The organism is Arthrobacter sp. CAL618 (genome assembly GCF_000468215.1).
Lineage (GTDB): Bacteria > Actinomycetota > Actinomycetes > Actinomycetales > Micrococcaceae > Arthrobacter_D.
This window is the reverse complement of the sequence record NZ_ASZW01000131.1, coordinates 9,168-16,577: the sequence shown is the minus strand read 5'-3', so window position 1 is coordinate 16,577 and position 7,410 is coordinate 9,168. Positions and strand designations below refer to the sequence as shown.

Here is a 7,410-nt window from a genome sequence, read left to right as displayed (position 1 = left end):
GTCGTCGTCGAACACCACGCCGCCGACGCCGGGCAACCAGAGGGGCTCATGCCCGACCTTCTCGCGGAGGGACAGGACATAGTCAGGGGTAGGCATGAGATCAGCCTAGCGAGGGGACGGCCAGGACCAACGCAGCTCCGGCAATCATGAACGGCCCGAACGGGATTGCCGACTTGAGTGTGCCCCGGCGGCTGAGGATCAAGACCAGTCCCCAGAGCGCTCCGAGCCCAAACGCTGCGAAGGTCCCCCACAGCAGTTGGCCCCAGCCCACAAAACCCAGGTAGAGCCCCAGCCAACCGGCGAGCTTCACGTCCCCGAATCCCATCCCCGCCGGGTACACCACCCGCAACAGGAAGTACGCCAGCCAGAGCACGGCGGCCCCGCCAACCATCGTGAGCGTCCGCCCTGCGTCGCTGGCCAGCAGGGCCGCAGAGCCGAGCAACACACCAGTGAGGGGGTAGGCCGGAAAGACGATCCGGTTTGGCAGCAGATGGCTACGGAAATCGACAACGCTGAGCCGGACTCCGATCACGCCAAAAACGACCAGCGCCAGTCCAAGGAGGAGCCCGGCAACGGGTCGGTCCTGGAAGTACCCGGCAAGGATGTCGGTCATGGGATCCAAGCTACTGGACCCCTGCGAACCGGCCAAGGGCGGCGGTTAGACTGTGGACATGTCAGCAACTCACAGTGAAACACCAGCAGCCACCTTCCGGTCGCTCTGCAGGTCATCCCCCTGGAAGTGGGAGACCCTGCGCTTCACTGTGGCGTGGCGACTACCCGAGGGAGAGACCCGGCCACTCAAGGCCTGGCTGCGTCGGCCGGCGGCGCTCCGGGTTGAGGACAACGACGGCGTCCTCCTCCACAGCACCACTGGCACTGCCGGCTCACGGGACGCCCTCTACGTCAGCGCCACCAGGAAATCCTGGCTCCTTGCCCCACGGCTGATTACCCCCGTCTACAACGACGCCGGCTTCGTGCTGCGCCGCCCGGACGCCGCGTACGGTGAACCCGCCTTCGGCGACCCGCGGTGGGCCGCGATGCTGGACCCGGTCGAATTTGCTGGGGACGCGCCGGTGGCCTTCGAGTCCCCCTTCGCCAACCGGGTGGAGCTGGAGAACATCGTCGAAGAGGAGTTTGAGGGCCGGCCAGTCCTCAGCGCCGTTGCCACCCCCAACCTCACCTACAAACCCCACACTGACGGCTACCCGCTGATCGGGCGTGGTCGCACCGAGGTGAAAGTTGACCTCGGAACGGGAATCTGTGTGTCGACCCTCGCCCTGGACGGGGCGTTCGCTGGGGGTGGGCACTGGCTGCGGGTCCTCGGGGTGGACGAGTACATGGTTGATGATCTCTTCGTTGACTCCGATAACCAGCTCACCGATGTCAGCGCCCATATCCCGTGGAACGTGTCCTGACCCGGCTGCTGCCTGACGCCTGCCCCCAGCGGGAACTGACTAGATTTCGGCGCCCTCAAGCAACTCGGTGACGAGAGCCGCGATCGGCGAGCGCTCGGACCTGGTCAGGGTGATGTGGCCGAACAGCGGGTGACCTTTGAGGGTTTCCACCACTGCTGCGATCCCGTCATGGCGCCCCACCCGCAGATTGTCGCGCTGCGCGACGTCGTGAGTCAGGACAATGCGCGAGTTCTGCCCAATCCTGCTCATCACCGTCAGCAGCACGTTCTTTTCCAGCGACTGGGCTTCGTCGACGATGACGAACGAATCGTGAAGACTTCGCCCTCGAATATGGGTTAGCGGAAGCACCTCAAGCATTCCGCGATCCATCACTTCCTCCACCACCTCCTGCGACACCAGCGCGCCCAGCGTATCGAAGACCGCCTGCGCCCACGGGTTCATCTTTTCGCTCTCGCTGCCAGGCAGATAGCCCAGTTCCTGGCCGCCGACGGCGTACAACGGCCTGAACACCACCACCTTGCGGTGTTCGCGGCGTTCCAGGACCGCCTCCAACCCGGCGCACAGGGCCAGAGCCGATTTGCCGGTGCCGGCTCGCCCGCCCATCGAAACAATCCCCACCTCGGGATCCATCAGTAGGTCGATGGCCAACCGTTGTTCGGCGGACCGCCCATGGAGTCCAAACACATCACGATCACCACGCACCAGTCGCACCTGTTTGTCCGCCCCCACCCTGCCCAGCGCTGACCCCCTGACCGAGTGCATGACCAGACCGGTGTTGGCAGGCATTTCAGCGGCTTCGGGAAGGAACACGGGCTGATGGTCGTAGAGCGTGTTGACGTCAGCTTCAGCGACGTCCAGCTCAGCTACCCCGGTCCAGCCCGAGTCCTTCACCAACTCGTTGCGGTACTCGTCCGCTTTCAGACCCATCGCCGATGCCTTGACACGCATCGGCAGGTCCTTCGACACCACTGTGACGTTCCTGCCCTCATCGGAGAGGTTCTTCGCCACCGCGAGGATCCGCGAGTCGTTGTCCCCGCTCCTGAATCCTGCTGGTAACACCTCCGGCGAGATGTGGTTCAGCTCCACCCGCAGCGTTCCGCCCTCATCCCCGAGAGGGATCGCCTGGTTGAGGCCGTGATGCTGGACGCGCAGATCATCAAGCAACCGCAACGCCTTGCGCGCAAAATAGCCAAGCTCGGGGTCGTTACGCTTGGCCTCCAGTTCGCTGATCACCACGATTGGCAGGATCACCTCATGTTCGGCGAACCGCATAATGGCGCGCGGGTCCGAGAGCAGCACCGACGTGTCGACGACGTAGCTTCGGCTGCCGAGGCTTTCAACAGACGAAAGGCCCGCCTCAGCAAGGATCAATTCTTCATCCGTGCTACTGCGAGCCTTGGTGGCGTGTGCTGGGGGGAGGGTCTGGCCTGAATCGAATGAACTCTGTGTTGGGTCAGATATGGCCACGTGGACTCCACTCCGGGGCGTGCAATCCCCGACTTGTTAAGGGGTGGGTGAGACAGTGAGGCCGCGAGGCCTGGCACGGCCTCCCCTGACGTCGCGCTGTGCTGGTGAGCACTGTTCGCTGCATCGGTAGCCTCCCGATCAGAAGGCCCTGGTGCCTCCTGATGGTGTCGAGAATACGCCCGGCATCGGGCCCACGAGAGTTTGGCGCGGCGTGTCGAAGAATAATTCGAGGTGAACTTCCGCTTGAATCGTTAGCCGCCGAATCGCCGCTGGCGCCGCCCATAATCCCGGAGCGCACGCAGGAAATCCACCCGGCGGAAGTCGGGCCAGAGCGCTTCGCAGAAGTAGAACTCGCTGTAGGCGCTCTGCCACATCAGAAACCCTGACAACCGCTGCTCTCCCGAGGTCCTAATCACCAGGTCGGGGTCAGGTTGTCCGCGGGTGTACAGGAAAGAGGAGATTTGCTGGTCGGTGAGACCGGTGGCAACGTCTTCCAGCGACTGACCCTCCGCTGCCGAGGCGAGCAGTAGTTCTTTGACGGCGTCGACAATTTCCCGGCGTCCCCCATAGCCCACCGCGACATTCACGTGCAGACCGTCAATTTCCCTGGTCTGTGTGGCCAGCGAGCACAGCTTGTCCGAGAGGTTGTCGGGCAGCAGTTCAAGCGCCCCGACGGGTTGCACCCGTACCCGGTTGCCCTCCCCCAGCCGATCGAGGGTATTGGCGATGATGTCCAATAGCTGCGCTATTTCCTCGGGGGAACGGCTCATGTTGTCGGTGGAAAGCATGTAAAGCGTCACCACCTCGACGCCAAGCTCCTCGCACCAGCCCAGAAACTCGTGGATCTTGTCGGCACCGGCCTGATGTCCATCCCGGGTCGGAGCGCCAGCCAACTTGGCCCACCGCCGGTTGCCGTCGACCATTACACCGATGTGATGCGGAATCCTTTCGGGATCCAGCGACCGCTGGAGCTTGCGTTCGTAAAAGTTATAGGCGAATCCTGGAAACTTCACTGGGTGGTTCACCTATCCTTCTTCCGTTGGTCGCCAATCTGATGCTCTACTCCTAAGGTACCGCCACGGACCAGCTCCACCGATAACAGCCTCGGGGTGGTTTACGAGATCCCTCACCGCAGCCTGGTTACCGTCGAGTAACATAGCGAGTCGACAGCTAGGATTATGCAATGACCTCGAGCTTCCCAGGCACCCTCAAACCGAAGTTGCGCGGCTGGCTGCATGCGGGGGCCACCCCTCTGGCACTGGCCGCCGGCATCGTGCTCGTTGCCATCGCCCCGACGGCGGGCGGCAAGATCACGTCAGCCATCTATGCTCTGACCGGGGTGCTGCTCTTCGGCGTCAGCGCCGTCTATCACACCGGCACCTGGACCGACCGAACCAGGGTGGTCCTGAAGCGGCTTGACCACACGAACATCATGCTGGTGATCGCCGGCAGTTACACCCCGCTGGCCTGGGCCTTGCTGGAGCCCGACAAGGCGGCTGTCCTGCTGTGGGTGATCTGGTCCGGCGCCATTGCTGGGGTCCTGTTTCGGGTGCTCTGGGTGAACGCACCACGCTGGCTCTATGTGCCCGTCTATGTGGCGCTGGGACTGGGCGCCCTCTTCTACCTGCCGGATTTCCTGGCCGCGAGCGTTCCTGCGACAGTACTCATCATCATTGGCGGCGCCCTATATATTGCCGGCGCGGTCTTTTATGCGCTCAAGCGCCCCAACTTCAGTGTCAGATGGTTTGGTTTTCATGAACTGTTTCACGCCTTCACCATTGCCGCCTTCACCGTTCATTTCATCGCGATCGTCATCGCAGTCCTGAATCCACTCCATGGGCCTTGACCGGTTTATCCGGCCGGACGACGGCGGGTCGGCTCCCAAGTACCCAGGCCGGCAGGGTCTAGCGGTTTCCCGGCGTCGTCTCTGGTCGCGAGTCGGAGTCATTGGCGCGACGTTCCCCGGGGACACGGTCGTCGTTGGGACCGGTTTCGGGACTGCCTGAACCGGCGGCTTCGTCCATCATCCCCTGGTACCGAACCCTCCGGATCCGTTTGGACATGTCGCGGATAAGGAAGATGACAGCTATCACCATCAACAGGGTGAAAACGAAGCCCAGCAGACCGGGCGTCACCTGGCTGGGATCCAGCCCCGGCCTGAGCCCATCCTCCTGATCGGGGACAGGGCTTACGGTTGACACCAGGTTGAGCAGGTAATTCACAATGCACCACTTTCGAAAGGAACGGTGGGCCGCAAGGCCCACCTCCTTATTCTACGCCAGCGAAGAAGTCAGCTTCGGGCAGTTTGGCTTCCACCCGGGAGTGGATCAATGAGTAGTCTTCCCACGGCCAGACTTCGCGCTGCAGGTCTGCTGACACGGCGAAGAAGAACCCATCCGGATCAACCTGTGTCCGGTGCGAGAGCAACGCCCGATCACGGTGCTCAAAAAAGTCTCCACACTCGATCTGGGTAGTGGTCTTGTGCGTGGGTGCCGGGGCCTGATGGCCTTCCGAGTCGGCTTCAAGCCACGCCGCGATCCGGGCGGCATAGGGTGACTGCAGGCCGGCAGCTTCGAGGGCGTTGTGCAGTGCATGGAATCGTTCGGGATTGAACGCGCGGTCGTAATACAGTTTCGACGGCGCCCAGGCGGCCCCGGTGCCGGGATACCGATCGGCGTCGGCGGCTGCATGATAGGCCTCGACGGCCACCTTGTGGGCCATGATGTGGTCCGGGTGTGGGTACCCACCATTCTCGTCGTAGCTCAGGATGACGTGGGGGCGGAAATCACGGATCAGTTTGACCAGTGGTGCCGCCGCACGCTCCAGTGGCTGCACTGCGAAGCACCCGAACGGCAACGGGGGCAAGGGGTCGCCCTCGGGCAGACCGGAGTCCGTGAAGCCCAGCCAGCGCTGGCGGATTCCCAGCGCTCGCGCCGCGTCGGCCATCTCCACCCGCCGCAGGCCAGCCAGGTCCCGCAGTGCTTGGGGATCGCCAGCGACCTTCTCGTTGAGGATGTCCCCGCGTTCCCCTCCGGTGCAGGTGGCAACCAGCACGTCCACGCCGGCGGCGGCGTACCGGGCCATGGTGGCTGCGCCTTTGCTTGACTCATCGTCCGGATGGGCGTGGACTGCCAGCAGCCGGAATCCCTCGCCAGGAGCCGACGCGCTGAATGATGGACGGTTTTCCGGGCTGGGCAACTACTGCTCCTGTGGGTTCGGCTATCGCTTTAGGCAATAGATTCCGGCGGGGATAAAATGGTTTCCGATGAACACCAACCAACCGCCAGTATCAAGAGTAGCCAATCGCTACGGCACCCCCAAGCCGGGATTACCAGGGCGGACGAAGAAGCGGATCATCTGGGGCGCCCTCGCCGTAGCAGTGGTCACCATCGCTGTGTTCACCGTACAGACTTCCGTCCCGGAGGTAACCAGCAAGGACGTCGGGTTCAACATTCAGGACGCCGGGAACGCCAACGTTGACTTCGATGTCACCAAAGCCCCCGACGCAACGGTGCAGTGCGCCGTGCAGGTCTTGAGCGAAACCTACGCGGTGGTGGGCTGGGAAATCGTGGAGATCGGTCCCAATAGCGCCGATGAAGGGACCGACGGCGGTCGCACCACAGCGCATCGTGCCCAGATCCGCACCGAATCGGTGGGTGTCTCAGGCGGGGTCAACGCTTGCTGGGTCATCAAGGAAAACGGTTCCGCATAGGCCTGCCGGAGATTCCGAACGTCTCGATTTCACTACATTTCGGCCTTTACCCCCGTGCCCTACCTTGGGATTACCGAGGCAGGGCGTCTACACTGGGGACAATACGTTCGGCTCTCCCCAACCGGTGATCAACTGTGTATGTGGTCACCAAGGGTGGAGCCTTTATTTGTTGCTAAGCCTGCTTACATCTCGTTGTGCAGGCTGTCACCATGCCGAAACCGCTCGATCAACGGGTTTCGGACATAGCTAAGGAGATGCCCGTGTCCACCAACAGTGCACCTGTCGCATGGCTTACCCAGGAGTCCTATGACCGCCTCAAGGCCGAGCTGGAGCATTTGTCCGGTCCCGGCCGGACCGAAGTTGTTGCCCGGATTGAACAGGCACGGTCCGAGGGTGACCTCAAGGAGAACGGTGGCTACCACGCCGCCAAGGAAGAACAGGGCAAGTCAGAGGCCCGGATCCGTCAGCTCACTGCGCTGCTGGAGAACGCCCACGTTGGCGAAGCCCCGGAAGACAACGGAATTGTGGAACCCGGCATGCTGGTTCACGCCAGGATCGCCGGCGACGACGCCACGTTCCTGCTCGGCAGCCGCGAAGTTGCCGGTGACACCGACATTGACGTCTACAGCGAGAAGTCTCCGCTGGGAGCTGCCATCCAGGGTAAGAAGGCCGGTGACAAAGTCACCTACACGGCGCCGAATGGCAAGGAGATTGAGGTTGAGGTCCTGTCGGCCAAGCCGTACGTAGGGTAAGACCTTTCTGACGCCCTTAACGGGCTTTTGACTGCCGACGGCGGTCCGTCCCACCAGGGGCGGG

10 protein-coding genes and 1 pseudogene (1 of these 11 cut by a window edge) are annotated in these 7,410 nt (G+C 62.8%); 4 read left to right on the top strand and 7 right to left on the bottom strand.

What is annotated here, in order from left to right:
• Nucleotides 1–96, bottom strand: a pseudogene (locus tag K728_RS23170) (NUDIX hydrolase); the annotation flags it as partial.
• A 4-nt stretch (nt 97–100) separates the two neighbouring features.
• A complete protein-coding gene (locus K728_RS0108095; protein WP_024476363.1) occupies nt 101–613 on the bottom strand; it encodes a prepilin peptidase in 513 nt (170 codons plus the stop codon).
• Nucleotides 614–671: 58 nt separating this feature from the next.
• Between K728_RS0108095 and K728_RS0108090 the strand changes: the two genes are divergently transcribed.
• Nucleotides 672–1,415 carry a hypothetical protein gene (locus tag K728_RS0108090; RefSeq protein ID WP_024476362.1) on the top strand — a complete coding sequence of 248 codons (744 nt, stop codon included), beginning with the start codon at nt 672–674 and terminating at the stop codon, nt 1,413–1,415.
• Between the two features lie 39 nt (nt 1,416–1,454).
• Here K728_RS0108090 and K728_RS18870 read toward each other — a convergent pair whose 3' ends face one another.
• Nucleotides 1,455–2,786, bottom strand: a complete 1,332-nt coding sequence (locus K728_RS18870; RefSeq protein ID WP_035747576.1) for a PhoH family protein — start codon at nt 2,784–2,786, stop codon at nt 1,455–1,457.
• Nucleotides 2,787–3,133: 347 nt separating this feature from the next.
• A complete protein-coding gene (locus tag K728_RS0108080) occupies nt 3,134–3,895 on the bottom strand; it encodes an isoprenyl transferase (protein WP_024476361.1) in 762 nt (253 codons plus the stop codon).
• Nucleotides 3,896–4,065: 170 nt separating this feature from the next.
• On the opposite strand from K728_RS0108080, the gene trhA reads away from it, so the two are divergent.
• Complete coding sequence (gene trhA, locus K728_RS0108075; RefSeq protein WP_024476360.1) at nt 4,066–4,728, top strand: PAQR family membrane homeostasis protein TrhA; 663 nt, start codon at nt 4,066–4,068, stop codon at nt 4,726–4,728.
• Nucleotides 4,729–4,786: 58 nt separating this feature from the next.
• Here the strand turns inward: trhA and K728_RS0108070 are convergent, their stop codons facing one another.
• The gene (locus K728_RS0108070; protein ID WP_019483660.1) at nt 4,787–5,104 is read right to left on the bottom strand and encodes a hypothetical protein; all 318 of its coding nucleotides are present in this window, start codon (nt 5,102–5,104) and stop codon (nt 4,787–4,789) included.
• 46 nt (nt 5,105–5,150) lie between these two features.
• Nucleotides 5,151–6,080, bottom strand: a complete 930-nt coding sequence (gene mca / locus K728_RS0108065; RefSeq protein WP_019483661.1) for a mycothiol conjugate amidase Mca — start codon at nt 6,078–6,080, stop codon at nt 5,151–5,153.
• A gap of 67 nt (nt 6,081–6,147) precedes the next feature.
• Here mca and K728_RS18865 point away from each other — a divergent pair, with 67 nt between their 5' ends.
• A complete protein-coding gene (locus K728_RS18865; protein WP_035747574.1) occupies nt 6,148–6,594 on the top strand; it encodes a DUF4307 domain-containing protein in 447 nt (148 codons plus the stop codon).
• Nucleotides 6,595–6,854: 260 nt separating this feature from the next.
• Entirely contained in the window at nt 6,855–7,346 is a 492-nt protein-coding gene (greA, locus tag K728_RS0108055; RefSeq protein WP_024476358.1) for a transcription elongation factor GreA, read from the top strand.
• Here greA and K728_RS18860 read toward each other — a convergent pair.
• Nucleotides 7,280–7,410, bottom strand: partial view of a rhomboid family intramembrane serine protease gene (locus K728_RS18860; RefSeq protein ID WP_024476357.1) — the 3' portion only. The gene runs 538 nt beyond the window's last position; the window shows 131 of its 669 coding nt (coding positions 539–669); the start codon falls outside the window, past its right edge; it ends in the stop codon at nt 7,280–7,282. The genes greA and K728_RS18860 overlap by 67 nt on opposite strands.